At 67.9% G+C, this 18892-nt stretch carries 15 protein-coding genes; 6 read left to right on the forward strand and 9 right to left on the reverse strand.

The features are described 5' to 3' along the window. The first annotated feature begins 273 nt into the window (after positions 1 to 273). A complete protein-coding gene (locus tag HKK74_RS27520; RefSeq protein WP_187246276.1) occupies positions 274 to 789 on the forward strand; it encodes an EF-hand domain-containing protein in 516 nt (171 codons plus the stop codon). A gap of 140 nt (positions 790 to 929) precedes the next feature. Continuing rightward, entirely contained in the window at positions 930 to 1814 is an 885-nt protein-coding gene (locus HKK74_RS27525; protein ID WP_187246277.1) for a class I SAM-dependent methyltransferase, read from the forward strand. A 69-nt stretch (positions 1815 to 1883) separates the two neighbouring features. Here the strand turns inward: HKK74_RS27525 and HKK74_RS27530 are convergent, their stop codons facing one another. Continuing rightward, positions 1884 to 3263: a DUF6002 family protein gene (locus tag HKK74_RS27530; RefSeq protein WP_187246278.1), complete on the reverse strand. Its 1380-nt coding sequence runs from the start codon at positions 3261 to 3263 to the stop codon at positions 1884 to 1886. A 430-nt stretch (positions 3264 to 3693) separates the two neighbouring features. On the opposite strand from HKK74_RS27530, the gene HKK74_RS41590 reads away from it, so the two are divergent. Further along, positions 3694 to 5676, forward strand: coding sequence for a metallophosphoesterase (locus HKK74_RS41590; protein WP_187246279.1), 1983 nt, complete (start codon positions 3694 to 3696; stop codon positions 5674 to 5676). A gap of 141 nt (positions 5677 to 5817) precedes the next feature. Here HKK74_RS41590 and frdD read toward each other — a convergent pair whose 3' ends face one another. The 4 genes from frdD to frdA are packed head-to-tail and all read right to left on the reverse strand — an operon-like array spanning position 5818 to position 9082. After that, positions 5818 to 6171, reverse strand: coding sequence for a fumarate reductase subunit FrdD (gene frdD / locus HKK74_RS27540; RefSeq protein ID WP_187246280.1), 354 nt, complete (start codon positions 6169 to 6171; stop codon positions 5818 to 5820). Between the two features lie 3 nt (positions 6172 to 6174). Continuing rightward, positions 6175 to 6591, reverse strand: a complete 417-nt coding sequence (locus HKK74_RS27545; protein WP_187246281.1) for a fumarate reductase subunit C — start codon at positions 6589 to 6591, stop codon at positions 6175 to 6177. After that, positions 6588 to 7331 carry a succinate dehydrogenase/fumarate reductase iron-sulfur subunit gene (locus HKK74_RS27550; protein ID WP_187246282.1) on the reverse strand — a complete coding sequence of 248 codons (744 nt, stop codon included), beginning with the start codon at positions 7329 to 7331 and terminating at the stop codon, positions 6588 to 6590. Before HKK74_RS27550 ends, HKK74_RS27545 begins: the two co-directional genes overlap by 4 nt. A gap of 5 nt (positions 7332 to 7336) precedes the next feature. Then, positions 7337 to 9082, reverse strand: coding sequence for a fumarate reductase (quinol) flavoprotein subunit (gene frdA / locus HKK74_RS27555; protein WP_187246358.1), 1746 nt, complete (start codon positions 9080 to 9082; stop codon positions 7337 to 7339). A 17-nt stretch (positions 9083 to 9099) separates the two neighbouring features. On the opposite strand from frdA, the gene HKK74_RS27560 reads away from it, so the two are divergent. Continuing rightward, complete coding sequence (locus HKK74_RS27560; protein ID WP_187246283.1) at positions 9100 to 9288, forward strand: hypothetical protein; 189 nt, start codon at positions 9100 to 9102, stop codon at positions 9286 to 9288. Between the two features lie 332 nt (positions 9289 to 9620). Here the strand turns inward: HKK74_RS27560 and HKK74_RS27565 are convergent, their stop codons facing one another. Continuing rightward, positions 9621 to 11069, reverse strand: coding sequence for a M17 family metallopeptidase (locus tag HKK74_RS27565; RefSeq protein WP_187246284.1), 1449 nt, complete (start codon positions 11067 to 11069; stop codon positions 9621 to 9623). A 162-nt stretch (positions 11070 to 11231) separates the two neighbouring features. Between HKK74_RS27565 and HKK74_RS27570 the strand changes: the two genes are divergently transcribed. Both HKK74_RS27570 and HKK74_RS27575 read left to right on the forward strand, forming a co-directional pair. Further along, complete coding sequence (locus tag HKK74_RS27570; protein WP_187246285.1) at positions 11232 to 13277, forward strand: hydantoinase/oxoprolinase family protein; 2046 nt, start codon at positions 11232 to 11234, stop codon at positions 13275 to 13277. Further along, positions 13274 to 14953: a hydantoinase B/oxoprolinase family protein gene (locus HKK74_RS27575; protein WP_187246286.1), complete on the forward strand. Its 1680-nt coding sequence runs from the start codon at positions 13274 to 13276 to the stop codon at positions 14951 to 14953. Before HKK74_RS27570 ends, HKK74_RS27575 begins: the two co-directional genes overlap by 4 nt. Here the strand turns inward: HKK74_RS27575 and HKK74_RS27580 are convergent, their stop codons facing one another. From HKK74_RS27580 to HKK74_RS27590, 3 genes are read right to left on the reverse strand one after another with little or no spacing between them, the layout of a single operon-like run. After that, a complete protein-coding gene (locus tag HKK74_RS27580) occupies positions 14954 to 16498 on the reverse strand; it encodes a PucR family transcriptional regulator (RefSeq protein WP_187246287.1) in 1545 nt (514 codons plus the stop codon). Next, entirely contained in the window at positions 16495 to 17598 is a 1104-nt protein-coding gene (locus HKK74_RS27585; RefSeq protein WP_187246288.1) for an S-methyl thiohydantoin desulfurase family protein, read from the reverse strand. The genes HKK74_RS27580 and HKK74_RS27585 overlap by 4 nt, the downstream gene beginning before the upstream one ends. Then, a complete protein-coding gene (locus tag HKK74_RS27590; protein WP_187246289.1) occupies positions 17595 to 18884 on the reverse strand; it encodes a hydantoinase/oxoprolinase N-terminal domain-containing protein in 1290 nt (429 codons plus the stop codon). Before HKK74_RS27590 ends, HKK74_RS27585 begins: the two co-directional genes overlap by 4 nt. Positions 18885 to 18892: the final 8 nt, after the last annotated feature.

Below are 18892 nucleotides of genomic sequence, written 5' to 3' on the forward strand. Positions count from 1 at the left end.
GTTTGACCGAAATGTTCCCGAGAGTCCAGATTTTGATGCGCAATTCTGGCCCACAGGTATTCGAGCGCGACATGCGGCTGTCCGGCGAGAGGGCGGCGTCACTCAGATGGCGGTGATGCGGCGGGTGGCGCGTTCGGCGGCGATCCGGCGTTCCATCGCGATCTGCTTGCCTGCCGGGTCTCCGCGCCCGCGACGCGAGCGACTCTTGATTGATCACAATGTGTAGCTATAGTACTACTGTCCGCATCGCATTCCTCATTGGAGGTCCCCCCGATGGATGCACGTCTGGATCGAATCAAGGCCGCGTTCGATGCTCTCGACACCAACTCCAACGGCTACCTGGAGGCGGACGACTTCGACAGGCTCGGGCACAGGATCATCGAGGCGCTGGACGTGGCGGAGAGCTCACCGAAGGCTCAGGCGCTCCACGCGAGCTGCCGGCGCTACTGGCAGGGCCTGGTCAGCGCCCTCGATCAGAACAATGACGGAAAGCTGAGCTGTGAGGAGTACGCCCGGTTCCACGAACCTGACGGGTACGAGGGGAACGTCCGGCCCTATGCGGAGGCGTTGACCGCGATATGCGATCGAGATGACGACGGCTTCGTCCAGCACGCCGACCTCGTGCGGGGGCTGGGGGCTGTGGGATTCCCCGTGGCGAACATCGAGGGTCTCTCCCGGGCGCTCGACCCACAAGGCACCGGCCAGGTCTCCAGGATCGAGTGGCGGACCGCCATCGAGGACTTCTTCCTCGCTAAGGGCAGCCACGCCGTCAGCGACACACTGGTCTGACACGCGTCCCCGGCGGCCGATGTCGAACCGGTGCCCGCACCGGCATCGGCTCGACGCATGTTCCCGTCTTACCTGACCGCCGCCTCACGGTTTGCGGATGAGTTCGCCGACCGCGAGGCGGGGCCCGGAGAGGAGAGCCCATGGCCGGCAACACCGGCGTGGAAGAAGGCGTCGGACGGACCGCCCTCATGGTCGCCGCAGCGCGGGCGATCGAGACCCACCGCCACGACGCCCTGGCGCGAGATGGCTACGCCGAGCACTTCGTGCGCGCGGCCCGGGCGTCCGCGGACTGGCCGGTGCGCCTCCAGCAGGTTCCGGACGGCGACGCCGATCCGTTTTGGGGCCGGTTCGCGCGCTACTTCGGCCTGCGGACGAGGGTCCTCGACGACTTCCTCCTGCGGCAGGTGCGCGCGGGGACCCGGCAGGTGGTACTCCTCGGGGCCGGCCTGGACACGCGTGCGTACCGGCTCGACTGGCCGCATGGCTGCACGGTCTTTGAAATCGACCAGGAGGACGTCCTCGCGTTCAAGGACCGCGTGCTCGACGGGCTGAGTGCCGTGCCGAAGGCGGAGCGCATCACGATCGGGGCCGATCTGCGCCTCGAATGGGCCAGGGAGCTGATCGACGCGGGCTTCGACCCGGCCGCACCGACCGCCTGGCTCGCCGAGGGGCTGCTGCTCTACCTTCCCCATGCCGCCGAACGCGCCCTCATCGAGGCGGTGGACGGGCTGAGCGCGGCGGGGAGCGCTCTGGCCTACGAGGTCAAACTCGGCACGGAGTCGGCGGCCGTCCGCGAAAGCCCGATCTACTCGGCGGCCAGGCGACGGATCGGTGTCGACCTTCTCGTCCTGTTCGGCGGCGAGCCGAGGCCCGACTCCGCCGGGGACCTGACCGCCCGGGGCTGGTCCACCTCGGTCCACACCGCGTTCGACTTCACCCGCCGCCACGGGCGCGGCCCGCACCCCGAGCCCGAGCGGCCCGACGCACTGGCCGCCAACCGGTGGGTGTTCGCAAGCAGACCCTAAAGCGTCCACTGATCCGGACACCGGGTGATGATCCTGATCCGCGTACACGCTGAGAGTCCTCTCAATCGGTCATGACATGTCCTCGAGAAGCTGGAAAACATGCTTGGCCACGTCGGTCTCCGTGTGCACGGGGTTCAGTCGTTCCCGTGGGATAGCGGTATAGTCGGTTCCCAGGTAACTGCCGGATCCGTGCAGCAAGATCTGTTCCTGAGATACGAGGCCGCGCTCGACGGCGTTGAGCACTCCAGTCAGACCCATGAGCAGAGACCATTCTCGTAATTGTGCCGGGTCGCTACCGAGGCCGGGATGACCAGACCGAACGAGAATGCAATCGATTTCTGCGTATCTTTCCAAGCATTCCTCTCGTGATACCACGATCCCGAATCCGCCCTGGTCACGGATGATGTCGGTCATGGCCTTCGCTGTCGCGGGCTGCCGGGTATAGAACGTACTGTCAATCCGCTGCTCCAGTGAATCCACTCGGAAGGGAAAGTACGGATCAGAATGCTGGATCCATGCGCGCAAGTCTTCACGCCACGTGTAGTTCGGAAAACTCGCTCGGGAAAAGCCCGCATCACGCGTGTGGAGGACCATTGCGGGCGTGCCGATGTGTTGGATCAAAAGGTAGGCGGCATGCGACCGTCCCAGATGAGCCTCGCCAAGGGCATGGCCGAGCAGGCCATACGCGCTGGACACCGCATGGGCGTGCAAGCGCCGCCCCTGAGAGTTCGCGCTTGTCTGTGGCCAGGCACGTTCGACGGCAAATGCGCGTGTCGCGTCGGCGAGCCGGTAATTGTCCAGGTCGAGCGTGAACCACACGCGGGTCCGCTGCCGTACCGTGGACGACTTCACGTGGGCCTTCTCTACGCTGCTCAGCGCAGCTGCCTTCACCGACTCAGCCGGTTCTCCGGAAGCCAGCGACAGAACCGGATTGGCAGAGCGCAGCTCCGGATCATCGTCCAATGCCGACGACCAAAGCTTCTCACGGGAGTCTTCCGGCACAACCGATACGAGACGCAGCGTGCGAGGGGTTGCCAGACCTAGAACGTAGGCTCTTAGAACGGCATCGCGCAGCGCCACCGCCTTGTTCGCGGAAGAGGGCGTCACCATGAGAACCGGGCCGCCGGTACGACGTGTGTGGTCGATTGCCCGCAACACGATGAGCAGGGATGCGAACGTCTTCGTCGTCCGAGTGGTTGGATTGCCGGTGAGATCCAGCATCCGCACGTCCTTACCGCCGACCTCGGCCAAAGGACGCAGGGCGATGGTCGGACTGGCGAGGAAGCGGCGCAGGCCATCGTCCAGCTCGGGGAGCACGAAAGACGGCCGGAACAGTGAGCTTCCGCCGGACCCGGACTCCATCGTTCGGGACAGCGCGGCCAGGCGGTCATAAAAGGTGACCAGGGGCGCGTCAACGACCACCGGGCGGTCAGCGGGTGAAGATCGCATTTGACTTTGTCCTCCGCTTCTTATGTGCTGCTGTTTCTCGTCGGTCGGCGGTAAGCAGAGCGCCATCGCCGTCCACCACCGTCGCGTGCTCACCTGTCGCGATCACCACACCTATCCTTTCTGATCGCCCTGCTCGGCATGCCGGCGTCGACCGGCCAGGGGTGGTCAAGCGCGACAAGGACGAAGGCCTTGAGCAAGGGCACGCAGGCGCTGCAGAAGGTGTCCCAGACGATCCCGAGAGGCCCGGTGTGGGCATCGGATGCGCGGCGCCGAGATACCAGATCCGGTCGCTGAACAGCCGGCCGCCCTCGGCGGTGACGGCACGGAGCAACACGGTCGTGTCGCCGATGATCGCCCGTCATGGGCCGTTCAGGCAGTCGAAAGGGCCCAGCGCTAGTAGTGGTCATGCCCCTTCGATCAGAGGAAGCGTGTGAACGATTACGTGGAAAGAAGACGACGCGCGAGGTGGCGGCGACCGCTCACGGCCGCCGTGCTGTCGCTGTCGGCATTGATCTCGACCGCCCAGATCGCCCATGCGGACGCCTCCGCCCCGGCGCTCTCCCTCGCCGAGGGCCAGGTCGTACGTGGACAGATCACGGTCTACGCCGGAGGCGCGCCCGAATCCCGGCTGAGCCTCGAACTGGACGGCACGGCCGTCACCGCGGAGCCGGCGTCGAGCCTGCCGGCCACGGTGCTGTTCGAGGCCGACGGCATCCAGAGCGGCTCGCAGCGGCTGCTGAACTCGGTCTGGGTCAACGGCGAGATGGTCACGCTCATAAACCGTGACTACTCCGGCTTCGCGACGGTCGCCGTACCGCTGCCGGCGGGCTCGCTGCACGATGGAGCCAACCGGGTGACGGTTCGCGCCGGCGACTCGGTCTCGCCGACCAGCCTGGCGAAGAACCATGACGACTTCACGATCCGCAACGTCCGGTTGCGCCTGCTCGACGGTACGGAGCTGAGGGACCCGGCCGTGCCCGCCGACCGGCACCTGTCGATCGGCGACGGTTACCCCGGCGGCAACGCCACCGAGGAGCAGGTCACAAGGAACTTCGGCATCGGCGTCCCAGCGGAGCGGCTGCGCGGCGTCTCCTATGACCTCGACACGCGCCCGCTCACGGACGGCCCGCACACCATGCGGGTCGTCGCGGGCGACGACGGCGGGCAGGCCCATCGCGACGTGACGTTCCGCGTCGACAACACCGCACCGCGGATCATCTCCACTTCGCCCGCGGCCGGCGAGCGCGTCAACGGCGGGGACGTCACCGTCCAGGTTAACGCAATCGACTCCGTGTCCGGCGTCGCGGGGGCGACCGCGGTGCTGGACGGCCGGGCCGTCCCGGTGCCCGACCGCTTCCCGGTGGAGAACATCCCGGCCGGGTCACACCAGCTCACGGTCACCGTCACCGACGCGGCCGGCAACGCCGACACCGAGACCATCCGGTTCAGTACCGTTGAGGTGCCCATCGCGCGCGGTGCCCGTGACAAGGGCCGCCAGGACCACGGCCCGGTCTCCGGCCCGGACGCGCCGGTGCTGGCCGCGGCGGGCGACGTCGCGTGTGCGGCCACCAGCCAGGTCACCCCCAAGACCTGCCACCAGGCCGGCACCGCCGCCCTGGTCCGGCAGCTCGAGCCGGACGCGGTCGCGATGCTCGCGGACGGGCAGTACGACGTCGGGACCCTGGAGGCGTTCAACTCCTCCTACGACAAGACGTGGGGGACGTTCAAGGACATCACGCACCCGGCCGTGGGCAACCACGAGTACGCGCAGGCGTACTACCCGGGGGCGAGGGCGGACGGCTACTTCGACTACTTCAACGGCGTGGGCGCGGCCGACGGCCCCGCCGGAGACCGGCAGCGCGGCTACTACTCCTACGATCTGGGCCGCTGGCACGTCGTCGCACTGAACGGCGAGTGCGGTGTCGTGTCGTGCGCGCCTGGCTCCGGGCAGTACCGCTGGCTGGAGCAGGACCTGCGGGCTCATCGCAACAAGTGCACGCTGGCGTACTGGCACAAGCCGCTGTTCTCCGCGCTCTATCCGAACCGGCCGGCCAACCCGGACACCAAGCCGCTCTGGCAAGTGGCCGAGCGCTACGGCGTCGACGTCGTGCTCAACGGCCACGACCACAGCTACCAGCGCTTCGACCCGCAGAACGCCGACGGCGCCGCCGACCCGGCCGGGCCGCGTCAGTTCACCGTCGGAACGGGCGGCGTCGGCTTCCACACCGACCTGTCCCCGACCGCGAACCTCGCCGTGGCGAACGCGGACACCTTCGGCGTGCTCAAGCTGACGCTGCGGCCCACGGGCTATGACTGGCGGTTCGTGCCCGAACCAGGCAACGGCAACGGCACATTCACCGACGCCGGCTCCGCCGCCTGCGGCCACCTCGCCCCTGGCCAGGCCCGGAAGTAGGCACCCGACCCCGCGGCAGATCGCGGCTTCGCGCCCGCGCGCCGTCGTGGTGCGCCGTACGGTCCCGCCCGGGCGGGAGCGGGACCGTACGACGTCATCACAAGTCCGGGCGGCTACCGCCGCCGCGCCTCCACGACCCGCTCACCAGGCTGCCAGCAGGAGATAGCTCGCCACTGCCGACCCGGCCAGCGCTGCGCCGTAGCAGAACAGGTTGATCGGCCTTCCGAGGTGCTTGAGCTGTAGCCCGTCGTACAGGGTGTAGCGGAACCGGTGAGCCCAGTGGAAGAGCGCCAGCACGCAGAGGCCGAGAAGAACGACGCGCGTGACGGGCTGGCCCAGTACGGCGGACAGGTGCGCATGGTCGGGCGGCGACACCCAGCCCAGCGGGAACGCGAGGCCGAAAAGGAGCAGCAGGGCCGGGATCAGCAGCGCCGACAGCACGCCGCCGGCGCTGAACAGTAGCCACAGGAACGGTTCCATCGGACGCCTGGCCATCGTTCACCCCAGGATCAGTGAAGCCACGAGCGCCGATGCGAGCACCCAGGCCACGAGATTGCCCGCGCCGACCACGGCTGCCGGCAGGCGCTTGCCGCGCAGCCGTACGACCATCGCGTGCGGCGCGAGCATGAACAACCAGGTGACGGCGTGGAGCACGATGAAGCACAGCGCGATCACGTTCAGCGAGAGCACCCCCGGTCCGGCGCTCCAGTCCAGGAACCGCCGGTAGTCGTCCGGCCCCTGAGCAACCGCATTCACCAGCAGCAGTAGGAAGACCACGAACCAGGCCACAAAAACGCTGCTCAGCTCGCGGAGTACGAACAGCAGATACGAGCGGCGTCGCAGCCACCAGAAGACGGGAATGTGAGGCCGGTACCACCTGGGATGGAACGGCGTGTACTCGATCTTCTCGCTCATCGTGCCCCCCGCGGCAGAAGGAGGGTCTTGAGGGACTCCATGGCGGCCGTGAACTTGTAGCGCTGGATGGCACCGGCGGGATCGACGTCCTTCGGGCAGACCGCGCTGCACTCGCCCACAAAGGTGCAGGCCCAGATGCCTTCGGCGGCCGAGAGGACATCCATCCGCTCCGAGGCGCCCTGGTCACGCGAGTCGAGGTTGTAGCGCTGGGCGAGAGCGATGGCCGCCGGGCCGAGGAACTCCTGGTCGAGCCCGTAAACGGGGCAGGCTGCGTAACAGAGCATGCAGTTGATGCACATGCTGAACCGCTCGTACTCCTCACGCTCCGCCGGCAACTGCGGATATTCATTTTCGGCCGGTGGTTCCTGCTCCGAGCGGATGAGCCAGGGCTTGATCTGCGGCAGCTTGCGCATGAAGTCGCCGATGTCCACAACGAGATCGCGCACAACCGGGAAGTTGGACAGCGGCTCGACGCGTATCGGGCCCGGCGCGTAGTCCTCCAGGAAGGTGGCACAGGTCAGCTTCGGCTCTCCGTTGACGGTCATGCCGCAGCTCCCGCAGACGCCCATCCGGCAGGACCAGCGGTATGAGAGCGTGCCGTCCAGGTGGTCCTTGATGTGGTTCAGGCCGTCGAGGATCGCCCACTCCTTGCGCAGCGGTATCTCGTACTCCTGCGCCGTCGGCTCGGTTTCGCTCTCCGGCCGGTAGCGGGTTACCCGCAGGGTGATGCGATCCGTCATGAGCGTTACCTCCCGTACACCCGCTCCCCCGGGGGCCACCGGGTGATCGTCACCGGCGGATACTCCACCCGCTGTGACCCGTCGGCGTCGCGGTGGACAAGCGAGTTGGCGAGGAACCTGTGGTCGTCGCGGGCCGGGAAGTCGACACGCTGGTGCGCTCCACGCGACTCCTCGCGCAGCAACGCACAGTGAACGATGATTTCGGCCACGTCCAGCATGAACGACAGCTCGAGAGCGGCGAGCAGCTCGGTGTTGAAGGTCCGGCTGCGGTCCTCGAGGCGGGCGGAGCGGAACCGCTCCTGAAGGACACTCAGCCTGTCGGCGGCCTTGGCCAGTGAGTCTCCCGAACGGTAGATCCCCGCGCCCTCCTCCATGGTCGCCCGCATCTCCTCGCGGATGGCCGAGATCGGTTCCTTCCCGTCGCGGTGGAACAGGTCGCGTTCCAGCCGCCGCCGCTCGTCCTCCACCTGCGCCTGTACGGCCGGCCGTACGGCGGTGCCGCCTTGCGCGCCCGAGGCGAACGAGGCGGCGGCTCGCCCGGCACGGGCACCGAACACGAGCAGTTCGGGCAGCGAGTTGGACCCGAGACGGTTCGCGCCGTTGATGCTGACACAGGCGGCCTCGCCGGCGGCGAACAAACCCTCCAGAGGAGTGGCACCGTGGATGTCGGTGTGGACCCCGCCCATCATGTAGTGAACGACCGGCCGCACCGGGATCAGCTCGTGGACCGGGTCGATGTTCTCGTAACTCCGGCAGAGCTCCCGTACGAAGGGAAGCCTGGCGTCGATGACCGTCTCTCCGAGGTGACGCAGGTCCAGGTGCACGACAGGCCCGTAGGGCGTGTCGAGGGTCCGGCCCTTCTCGATCTCCTTGACGAATGCCTGCGACAGGCGGTCACGCGGCCCCAGCTCCATGCTGCGCAGCACGGGTTTGGGTGAGGGCGTGCCGAGATCATAATCCTGCAGATACCGGTAGCCATCCTTGTTGATCAACCAGCCACCCTCGGCCCGAGCCGCCTCTGTGACAAGGATGCCCGTGAACGGCAGGCCGGTCGGATGGTACTGAACGAACTCCATGTCCTTGAGCGGAGCGCCCGCCCGGTAAGCCAGGCCCAAGCCGTCGCCGGTCTTAATGGCAGCATTGGTGGTGAAGGGGTAGATCTGGCCACACCCGCCCGTGCAGAGAATGACCGCCTTGGCGGTGATGGCCTCGATCCGGCCCGACATCAGCTCCACGGCGACGACGCCGACCACGCGGCCGTCGTCGACGAGCAACTTCATCACATACCACTCGTCGTAGCGGGCGATGCGCTCGTATTGCAGGGCGGTCTGGAACAGCGTGTGGAGCAGATGGAAGCCCGTCCTGTCCGCGGCGTACCACGTGCGCATCTTCTTCATTCCGCCGAACGGTCGTACGGCCACGCGTCCGTCCGGCTCGCGGCTCCACGGACAGCCCCAATGCTCCAGCCGGAGCAACTCCCCGGGTGCCTCCTTGACGAAGACCTCGACGGCGTCCTGAGCGCACAACCAATCCCCTCCTGAGATCGTGTCGTAGGCGTGCTCGTCGAGGCTGTCATCAGGCCGGATGACAGCCGCAGCCCCGCCCTCGGCCGAGACCGTGTGGCTACGCATCGGATACACCTTGGAGACGATCGCCACGCTCAGCCGCGCATCATCCTCCGCGACGGCGATCGCCGCGCGTAATCCCGCGCCACCGCCGCCCACGATCAGAACGTCATGCGAAAGCGTCATGGTCACGCAATCAACTCATGGGCGATATCGCCTTCGGCTCCGTGCGCCCGCTGTGGGCACACCCGTCAAGAGCCATGGTCCGCACCGAGCTCATCTCGGGCGACCTTTCCATCGTGCCGAACGGCTGTCACCTCGATGCTGCCGTCGTGATATTCATGACGGCTCCTGCGGCAGCCGCAGGAAAAGTACTCATCCCTGATGAGTAGGCCCTGCTCGTCATCGTCCACGTAGCGCTCGCCGTCCACGGTCTTCCCGCACGGCGCCTTCTCACCTATGAAACGGGTCCTCGTGCCAACCATCGTCCGCTCCCCCTGCAGACATCTGGGCACCATGAACAGCCGGGAACTCCCGGCTCCATACGTCGGGTGAACCGGAGCAACGACCCCGACCCGCACCACGAACGCATCTACACCCTCCAGCCTCTCACCCGACAGAGGCTGGGAAAAGACCCGCAATCAAGATCCCAACACTGGCCCGCGGCACACCCCAGAACACCTGATCGTGGTCGTGGCTGTCGATCACCTCACCGCGTTGAGAATCATTGGCGTGCGAGCAAGCGCAGCAGGGTCCGCGTACCGAAGCCGGTCGCCCCGTCACAGGACGCGTCCCCGGCCCAAGCCGGACCGGCGAAGTCGCAGTGCACCCAGGGGATATCGCGGGGGACGAACTCCCCCAGGAACAAGGCAGCGGTCAGCGCTCGGCCCGAGGACCGCAGCGGATGGTTGCGGACACCGGAGGCAGTACGCACCTGGTCGAGGTAACGCGGTGCCCACGGCAGCCGCCACATCGGCTCACCCGCCGCCGCCGACGCGGAGAGCAGCGCCTCGGCGGCCGAGTCGTCCGGGCTGATCACCGCGCCTATCTCAGGTCCGAGCGCGGTGACCGCCTGGTACGTCAAGGTAGCCATGTCGATCACAAGATCCGGCCGCTCCTCCACCGCCAGCGCCAACGCGTCGGCGAGCACCACTCGGCCCTCGAAGTCGGTGTCGAGAATCTGAATCTGCGTGCCGTCATAACTTGAAACGACATCGCCTGGACGGGCGGAGCCCGGCCCCGGCAGGTTCTCGGCGAAGGGCAGGATCGCGCGCACGGTGGCTCGCACGCCGAGGCGCCCGAGCACGGCCATGACGGCCAGCACGACGGCCGCGCCCGCGACGTCCGAGCGCATCGACTGCATGGCATCCGGCGACTTCAGCGACAACCCGCCGCTGTCGAATGTGATGCCTTTGCCCGCCAGGGTTATCGACGGTCCGTCGCCGGTGCCGTCGTAGCGCAGCTGCACCAGCCGCGGACCGTTCACCGAGCCGCAACCGATCGCGGTCAACCCGCCGAAACCTCGGTCGCGTAGCTCGATGTCGTCGAGAATCGAACACTGCAGCTCTGCGCGTACCGCGATGTCCCGGGCCCACAGCGCGGCTTGTCCGGGCGTGACCACATTGGCCGGAGCGCTGGTGAGCAGGCTCGCCAACCGAGACGCCTGCGCCGCGATGAGTCCTTCACGGGCGGCATCCGGCACGCTCCCGCCGAGGGTATCGAGTGTCAGGCGAACATTCCGGTCGGGCCGGATGCCGCTGACCAGGCCGTCGATCCAGGCGCGGACGTTGTCGGCGTCGCACTCGGGCAGCTCGATCAGCACGTCGCCGTCAGCGATGACCGCCCCGGCCGCCGTGCCCGCGACCCGCAGCGTCTCCGGAGTGGAATCAGCCGCGCACCCCAGCCCGACGAGCAGCGTGTCCCCGGCCACGGACAGTTCTCCGGGGGCCCCCGCGAAGGGCAGCCAACCCTGGGAGAACCCGGAGGCGTTCTCCGCGGTGACGCCACGCACCGTTCGCGTGGCCCTGCCCGACCCCAGCAACTGCACACTGCCGGTGCCAGAAGCAGCGGCCGCCACCGCGGCCTCGATCTCCGTGCGATGGTCGCGACCGCGTGCGGTTCCGGGCCCGGTCGGGGAGCCGGACGCAAACGGTTGTTCGCTCAGCGAGGCCATGGTCCTCCTTGCCGGAATTCGTGGGCGAAGTCTCCACCGCGGCGGTCGGTGACCCGCCGTGCGCCCCGCACGCGAGAGGGCACGGCGGCTATGCGCCGTGCACAGCGAGGGCTGCGACCCGACACCTAACTTTCGGGTACGTCTGCTGGATCGGAGATTGTCATGGCGAAGTACCGAGTGTCGATGGACATCGGGGGAACCTTCACCGACGTCGTCACCTACGACGACGATGCCGGCGTGTTCGCCGCGAGTAAGGCATCGACCACGCCGGATGACCTGAGCGAAGGCGTTATGGCGGGTCTGGATTCGGTCGTCGAATCACCCGGTGACATCAGCTTCCTGGTGCATGGCACCACCCAGGGTCTCAACGCCTTTCTCGAGCGGCGCGGCGTTCCCGTGCTGTTGCTGGGTACCGCCGGCGCCGAAGACACCTACCACATCGCGCGTGGGCCCCGAAAGCGCCTGTACGACCTGCACTACCGCAAGCCGACACCGCTGGTGCCGCGCCGCGACGTCGTCGGTATCGGCGGTCGGATCGCCGCCGACGGGACCGAACTGGTGCCCTTGGACGAACGGGCGGTGCGGAACGCGGCGATCACCGTCCGCGAGCGCGGCCTGGGCGCGATCGCGATCTCATTCCTGTTCAGCTTCAAGAATCCCGCTCATGAGCTGCGGGCTCGCGAGATCGTACTCGAAGAGCTCGGCGAGGACTTCACGGTCTCCCTGTCACATGAGGCGGCGAAGGAATGGCGCGAGTACGAGCGCACCTCCTCCGCGGTCGTCGAGAGCTACACCGGTCCGATTGTGCGCCGCTACCTGAACGATCTGGAGATCCGGCTACGTCACGGGGGGATGACCGTTCCGTTGCACGTCATGCAGTCCTCGGGAGGGATTCTCACCGCCGACTCGGCCCGGCGACGTCCGCTGCAGACGCTGCTTTCGGGACCGGTGGGCGGTGCGATGGCATGTGCCGAACTCTCGCAGGTCGTCAACCGTCCCAATCTGATCGGTGTCGACATGGGTGGGACGTCGTTCGACGTGTCCCTCATCGTCGACGGCGAGCCGGATGTGTCGGCCGAGGCGCAACTCGAGGGATTGCCGATGCTGATGAGTGTCGTCAACATCCACACGGTGGGCGCGGGCGGTGGCTCGGTCGCGTGGATGGAGGCCGGTGGCCTGCGAGTGGGGCCGCGCTCGGCCGGCGCACGACCTGGACCGGCCGCCTACGGCCGAGGCGGCATCGAGCCGACGGTCACGGACGCGAACCTGGTACTCGGGCGCATCGACCCCAACGGCTTCGCGGGAGGTCAAATGACTCTCGACACCGGCGCGGCGGCGGCCGCCGTGGCTGAACTCGCCGGCGAGTTCGGTCTCGATGTCATCGCCATGGCCGAGGGGATCTGCGATGTCGCGAACTCCAAGATGGCCCAGGCAATCCGAACGATCACGGTCTCGCGTGGCATCGAGCCGCGCGAGTCGAGCCTGGTCGCGTTCGGTGGCGCAGGTCCGATGCACGCTGTGTTCCTGGCCCAGGAACTCGGCATCGCGGAAACGATCGTGCCGCGCTTTCCCGGCGCTTTCTCCGCGTGGGGAATGCTCCAGACCCAGATCCGCAAGGACTTCACCGAACCGTACTTCTATCTGGACGCGGACCTCGACGGCCGGGACATGTCGGCGATGCTCCGCGGTTTGGAGAAGCACGGCCTGGCGACGCTGGCCGATGAGGGTGTGCAATCTCAGCACCGGACCGCCGCGCATGCGGTCGACATCCGATATGCCGCGCAGGAGTACACCCTGACGGTCCCGCTGACAGACGCGAAAGAGCCGTCGACGCCGGATTTCCTGGCCGTGATCGCCGAGCGATTCGCGGAGATGCACAAGAGTCGGTATGGGCATGCCAACCTCGGTGCCCCGATCGAGTTCGTCACGCTGCGCAGCACCGCGTTCGGCCATCTCGGCCGACCGGAGCCGCAGAGATGGCCGCGCGCCGAATCCCCGGAATTCCCGCACGACGTGCGGCAGGTCGTGTTCGGTGGCGCGGAACGCGACGCGGTGGTCGTGCGGCGCGACGACCTGTTCTCCGGACACCGTTTCGATGGTCCCGCCGTCATCGTCGAGGACACCGCCACCACCGTGGTACCGCCTGGGTATGAGCTGTCGGTCGACGAAATCGGATCTTTGATCATCCGAGTGAAGGAGCAGTCATGACAACCGCCGTCGGAATGGATCCGGTCACCGTCGAGATCATCCGTAATGCACTGAACGCGGCCGCCGACGACATGAACGCCACCCTCATCCGGTCGGCGTACACCCCGATCATCTATGAGTGCGGCGACTGCGTCGTCGCGTTGCTCGACGCCGAACACCAGGTGCTTGGTCAGTCCGCCGGTCTGCCGATCTTCCTGGGAAACCTCGAGACCTGCACCAAGGCGACCGAGGAGATGTTCGGTCGCGAGGTGTGGCAACCCGGGGATGTCTGGATTCTGAATGACAGTTACCTCGGCGGTACGCACCTGAACGACGTGACGATCTTCGGCCCGGTCTTCGTGGGCGACACGCTCGTCGGCTTCACCGCATCTCGCGCGCACTGGATCGATGTCGGTTCGAAGGACCCGGGCGGATCCATGGACTCGGTGACGATCTTCCAGGAGGGTCTGCGACTCGGCCCGCAGAAGCTCGTGGCGGGCGGTGCCGACCAGCGGTCGATCATGGACACCATCACCACCAACGTGCGGTTCCCGTATCCGACGACCGGCGACATGCACGCGATGATCGCCTGCATCACGATGGGTGAGAAGCGCCTGCAAGAGCTCGTCGAGCGGTTCGGACTGGAGACGCTCGAACGGGCGCGTGACGAGATATTCCGCCAGACCGAGATATTGGAGAGGCGGACGATCGGTGCGATACCCGACGGCGTCTATGTGGCCGAGGGCATGCTGGACAACGACGGCATCGACCTCGACACCCCCGTGCCCATCCGACTGAAGATCATCGTCGACGGCGAAGCCATCGACTTCGACGTGACAGAGTCGGCCGATCAAACGGTCGGCCCGGTGAACTGCGGTGTCTCACAGGCCGTGTCGGCGCTGCGGGTGGGCTACAAACTGCTGGTGAGCCCCGATCTGCCGGGCAACGGCGGGTCGTTCCGCACGATGACCACTCAGGTCCGCGAGGGTTCGGTGCTCGGTGCACGCTCACCGGCGGCATGCCAGTGGTATTTCTCGCACCTGGGCCTGCTCATCGACATGGTGGCGCGCGCCCTGGCTCCCGCGATGCCCGACCGGGTGGCCGGCGCCAGCCACGGTGACTCGATGATCGTGCTCACCTCGGGCACCGATCCGCGCTTCGACCGCGAATTCGTGAGCCTCGAGGCCACGGTCGGCGGCTGGGGGGCGTGGCATGGATCCGACGGTGAGAGCGCGTTGATCAACAATGTCAACGGCTCGCTGAAGGACATCCCGATCGAGGTGTTCGAGACCCGCTACCCGTGGCGTATCAACGAGTACCGCATCCGGCCCGACTCCGGAGGCTCGGGCAAGTGGCGCGGCGGCAACGGCGTCATCCGTGAGTACGAGGCACAGTGCGACTGTTCCCTGTCGCTGTGGTTCGAGCGCTCGCGGCAGCCTGCCTGGGGCCTGTTCGGAGGGGAGGACGCCACCGGACCTGAGGTGATCATCAACCCCGGGCGACCGGACGAACGGCGGATGTTGAAGGTCAACGGCACCAGGCTGAAGAAGGGTGACGTGGTGCGGTGCGCCACCGGCGGTGGCGGCGGATACGGCGACCCGATCGAACGCGTCGTGGCGGACGTGCGTGCCGATGTACTGGACCGCGACATCACGAAGGAGGCGGCACTGACCCGCTACGGCATCGGCGACGAGTAGTCACTGCGAGCGCTCGGCGCCAGGCGTCCGCCACAGCGCGCCGAGCGCGTAGCAGACCACATGCAGGGCGAGGCGCCGGCTTGGATCGTCGAAGACCAGGCCCAGCTCCTTCGCCCGGGCCACTCGCGAAAGCACCGTGTTCCGGTGCACACCGAGCCGCGCCGAGGCCTGGCTCAGCGAGCCGCCACAGTCGAGAACGGTCAGGACCGTCTCGACCAGTGACGAGCGGTCGCGTGCCGCCATCAGGTCGGCGAGACAGAAGTCCGCCACTTGCGCGATCTTGCCGACCGGCAACCAGGCGAGCGCCGCCTGGGCACCCACCTGATCGAACCAGGTCACCGATCCGGCGCCGCCTTCGCGGGCGACGTACGCGGCCAGGCGTGCCTCGACGACCGATCGCATCAGACCAGGGATACCGGCATGCGCACCCCCTACTCCCAGTACGAGAGCATGCGTTCGCGCGGTCGGGGTCATCGTGGTGATGCCGCGCCGCATCGCCGTGCCGCTGTCGGCATCGGCTGAGTTCTGCCACGAGATCCAGCCGTCGTCGTCTGCGACGATGGGCCAGTCCGGAAGGTGCCGCTGCCAGGTCGCCCGCAGCAACTGGGTGAGCTCGGGCGGCGGCTCACTGCCCGGGTCCTGTATCGGCGCGATCCAGACCGCCCTGTTGACCCCCTCGACCCGCCAACCGAGCTCGCTGCTCCACGACGTGCTCTCGGCTCCGTCGTACTGAACCGGCACGGCCCGGTCGGTGGCCGGTTCGCTGCCGAGCCGCCGGAGCATCTCGAACGCCGCCCGCTCCTGCGCGACCTGAGTCGAGGTGTCCATGCGGGCCTGTGCCCAAGCGGCCAGCAACGGCAGCCGCGCCAGCCGCAGCAGCGTGCCGACGTGGCCGCCGAGGTCAGCGGCCGGCGTCGGCACCGAGGCGACCAACTCCGCCCACGGTCGCTCGCCCGCCCCGTGCACCTGGACACGTACCTGCTCGTGGTCCGCACGTTCCCGAACGGCCGCTGCCCGCCCGGCCACGACGGAGCCACCGATCGTCAGCGCCACCGGCACATGTCCGAGTTCGGTGTTCAGCACGCCGAGCACACCGCGGATGCTCGACTGTTCGGCCAGCCGTTCTGCGCACAGCGCGACCCGGACCGCCCTGGCGCATTGCGGTGCACTGATCTGACCCGCAAGAGTCAGCGCGACGTCGACCGGGTCGTCGTCGATCACCAGCAGGGCGATGCCGAGCCGCTCGGCCAGCACGGCGCTGGACGAGCTCATCGCCGCCCGGGGCACGACGACGACGGAAGCGTTGCGCTCCCAGGCCGCGTGCAATGCGGCGGCGAGCGACCAGCCGCCCGCGGCGGCCTCGGCGTGCAGCACGACCACCGAGTGCGGAACGATATGCCCAAGGCGCTCGAACGTCTCCGCCAGCACCACCTGGTGTACGCGCCGGGACGGATCGGCCAGATGCACCGCCTCGGCGCGAGCCAGCGGTTCAACACGCAAGAGCTCGGCGAGGTCCAACGAGGCGGTGGAGGGACGGTTCCTCATCGCCGCCTCGGGTGGTCCAGCGGGATGCCGTGGGACGTCGGTCCGACCATGGCCAGGCCTTCGGCGGAATACCAGATGGCGTCGGCCGGCATGACCAGAACGTCCACCACGTCACCCGGCTCGAGGCTGTCGAGCGTCGCCAGTTCGCCCCGCAGGATGTCCACGAGGCAGACCAGATCCGGTGCGGCGGCCGCCAGCGCGCCGTCGGCGAACACGGCAACGATCTCGCTGCGCAGCTCAAGGCGGAACAGTCGCCCTTGACCGCCGATCTCATCGATGACCACACTCGACGGATGCGCGGGGATGGTGACGTCGCTGGGACGGCTGAGGTGTTCCAGCTCGACGATGCGTCCTCTGCCTATTCGCTGGCAACCGGTGACGGCGGCCAGCCTGGTGACCAGAACATCGGCACCCACAGGTTCCAGCAGCAGCCGGCCGACGTTGATCAGGCGCGAGACGGTACTCGGCAGTGCCGCGCGGCGAAGGTCGCCGGCCGTGCAGGGGTAGGAGGCCAGGGCCGCCCACCCTCCGAGCGTGTCGACGTTCGAGCGCAGCAGCGTGTCGGCGCGCGCTGAAGCACGCACCTCGATCGTGACCGTCTCGCCGGTGGGGCCCCGCACGACCAGCGGGGCGGGCGACAGGCCGGCCAGCGACATGGACGTGTGATGGATGAGCGCGAACGTCCGGCCCATGCCGTCGGCGTCCAGCAGCGGCACGTCGAGCTGCGACGCCGCGGCCAACGGGACGAGCGCGCTGATCGTCGCCGCGGCGAGCGGATACACCGCGCCGAAGCGCCGGTGCATGACGTGTTCCAGCTCCCGTACGGCCAGCACGAACTCGTCACCGGACGGAGGAAGGTCGGCCAGCGCCGCACCGGATCCGATCACGCACAGCGAGACGCAATGGACCTGCGGAGGCAGCGCATCGGGACGGACGAGCACGACCGGCCCATTGCGCTCGAGCAGATCCATGAGCCAGGACACCAGCGAGGCCTTACTCGCGTCCCCGACGGCCGGCGAATAGAACTTGGCGCCCTCGTACAGGGCGGGAATGTCGGCAGCAGTGATCGATTTCCCCGAACCGACGTATCCGATGCTCATGAGCCCGGCCGTGACCGGATGTCGAGGGCACCCGCGACGCGCACGCGTACCCGCACCGTGCCCGACGGGCTGTAGGGCATCGCAACGGTGGACATCTCTACTATGTCGGCGGTTCCGGGATTGGCACCGTTGGCTGTGACGATCGCGGTGGCCCTGGCCTGGGCGTCCCGGCGGATGCCCTCGAGCTCGTCGGTCGACTCGATGAAGGCGATCTCGTCCAGCCAGGCGGTGGGCCGGCTGACCGCGGCACCGATACAGATCAGCTCGTCCGGATCACGGTCGGCTTCCACCAGCGGGACGTCGCCGGACCGCCACGCCATCGGATCCGACGCATTCTGCACGCCGTCGGCACCGGTCAGCGCCGCTGTCGGCACCACCAGCTCCGTCCCCAGCCCGTGGAGTGCGTAGGGACGGACCGCCACCAGCAGATGACGTACGTCACCCACGACCCGTCCGGACGGGCGGTCGAGCAGCACGCGACAGTCGTCCACACCGGTCAGCGCCGCGGCGCCGAGCAGCTCTAACGCGTCGGCGGCGCCCAAGCCGAGTACGGGCAGCGTGCGCATCCGTGACGCGGTGACCCACCCGCCGTCACCCCGCCCCACATGCAGCGGCATACCGGGCGTCCACCGACGCACGGCGCTCTCGCAGGCATCGAGGATGTCCTCTGCGATGTCGCTCAGCGCGGAGTTCAACGCCACGGTCGCCTCGCGTGGTGCCAGCCCCAGGCCGCCGAAGTCGTACGCCACCGATATCCGCGCGTCGGGCAGGACGGCCTGGAGCCTGTCCGCCACCTCACGCTCGTGCCGGGGTTGCGCCTGCGATCCCGCCGCCACGACGGCGATGCACCGCGTACCGTCCCGCTCGATCTCGCGGCAGACCGCCTGCAGAGCCTGCCGGTCGAGCGGCCCCAGCTCCCGTCCGAAGAGATCGTGTCCGCCGGGAATGGTGAATCGACGGGTCACCAGCCGTTCGATGACCTCGGCCGGATGGCGCCCGAGCGCAAGATCAGTGGCCGCGCGTGGCCGGACACGGATCATCGCGACGGGGGAAAGCCCACCGGACGCCTGCAACACCGCCGCCAGGAGCAGCCGGCTGATGTCGATGGTCACACTGCGCGCCTGCGCCCGGTCGGCCGGCCGGATGCCGGACAGCAGCTCGCTCGGGTCGGAACCGGGGACCGAGACCGACCCGAGCACCGTGCGATGCCGGACGACCACCGCCTGGGACCGGTCCGGTCCCAGACTCATACCGACGTGTACCGGCACGTCAGCCCGGTTGGCCACCACTGAAC

Source organism: Actinomadura alba (genome assembly GCF_014323705.1).
GTDB classification, from domain to species: Bacteria; Actinomycetota; Actinomycetes; order Streptosporangiales; family Streptosporangiaceae; genus Actinomadura_C; species Actinomadura_C alba.

What these genes read in the sequence shown, in the direction of transcription:
- HKK74_RS27550 (WP_187246282.1), bottom strand. Translation starts at nt 7,331, where the DNA reads ATGACGGATCGCATCACCCTGCGGGTAACCCGCTACCGGCCGGAGAGC.
- HKK74_RS27565 (WP_187246284.1), bottom strand. Translation starts at nt 11,069, where the DNA reads ATGGCCTCGCTGAGCGAACAACCGTTTGCGTCCGGCTCCCCGACCGGG.
- HKK74_RS27520 (WP_187246276.1), top strand. Translation starts at nt 274, where the DNA reads ATGGATGCACGTCTGGATCGAATCAAGGCCGCGTTCGATGCTCTCGAC.
- HKK74_RS27530 (WP_187246278.1), bottom strand. Translation starts at nt 3,263, where the DNA reads ATGCGATCTTCACCCGCTGACCGCCCGGTGGTCGTTGACGCGCCCCTG.
- HKK74_RS27525 (WP_187246277.1), top strand. Translation starts at nt 930, where the DNA reads ATGGCCGGCAACACCGGCGTGGAAGAAGGCGTCGGACGGACCGCCCTC.
- frdD (WP_187246280.1), bottom strand. Translation starts at nt 6,171, where the DNA reads ATGGCCAGGCGTCCGATGGAACCGTTCCTGTGGCTACTGTTCAGCGCC.
- HKK74_RS27545 (WP_187246281.1), bottom strand. Translation starts at nt 6,591, where the DNA reads ATGAGCGAGAAGATCGAGTACACGCCGTTCCATCCCAGGTGGTACCGG.
- HKK74_RS27570 (WP_187246285.1), top strand. Translation starts at nt 11,232, where the DNA reads ATGGCGAAGTACCGAGTGTCGATGGACATCGGGGGAACCTTCACCGAC.
- HKK74_RS27580 (WP_187246287.1), bottom strand. Translation starts at nt 16,498, where the DNA reads ATGAGGAACCGTCCCTCCACCGCCTCGTTGGACCTCGCCGAGCTCTTG.
- HKK74_RS27585 (WP_187246288.1), bottom strand. Translation starts at nt 17,598, where the DNA reads ATGAGCATCGGATACGTCGGTTCGGGGAAATCGATCACTGCTGCCGAC.
- HKK74_RS27575 (WP_187246286.1), top strand. Translation starts at nt 13,274, where the DNA reads ATGACAACCGCCGTCGGAATGGATCCGGTCACCGTCGAGATCATCCGT.
- HKK74_RS27560 (WP_187246283.1), top strand. Translation starts at nt 9,100, where the DNA reads ATGGGCGATATCGCCTTCGGCTCCGTGCGCCCGCTGTGGGCACACCCG.
- frdA (WP_187246358.1), bottom strand. Translation starts at nt 9,082, where the DNA reads ATGACGCTTTCGCATGACGTTCTGATCGTGGGCGGCGGTGGCGCGGGA.